Source organism: Chromohalobacter sp. HP20-39 (assembly GCF_033052815.1).
GTDB lineage: Bacteria > Pseudomonadota > Gammaproteobacteria > Pseudomonadales > Halomonadaceae > Chromohalobacter.
Genome location: NZ_JAWHTP010000431.1, coordinates 1 through 309, shown reverse-complemented (window position 1 = coordinate 309; position 309 = coordinate 1). Strand labels below are relative to the sequence as shown.

1 protein-coding gene is annotated in these 309 nt (G+C 62.8%); it reads right to left on the bottom strand.

The genetic code is table 11. The features are described 5' to 3' along the window. Nucleotides 1-309 (bottom strand): hypothetical protein (locus RVY79_RS18685; RefSeq protein ID WP_317466046.1); only part of this gene is annotated, 309 nt, incomplete at both ends.

The following is a 309-nucleotide window of genomic DNA, read 5'->3' as shown; positions in this document are numbered from 1 at the left end:
GCGTATCCACCAGCAAGCGCTGGATTTGTGCAGCAAGCGGGGACGCCGAGGCGATCAGGCCGCCCGCGTCTGCGTGCCTGGCGCTGGCGATGGCTCCCACACTGAACGCCGTCGCGCACACCCCTGAGCAGACCACTAGGCTGGAATGCAACTGGGCGCCTCGCGGAAGGCCCATCAGTTTCATGACCAGTAGCACTAGGAACAGCGTCACCACCCCAACAGCCACGTAGTTGATGTAGGGAAAGTAGGGCCGCAGGAAATCCAGCACCGGGAGGAGCGTAGCCGTGGAGATCGTGATGACCGCATTGA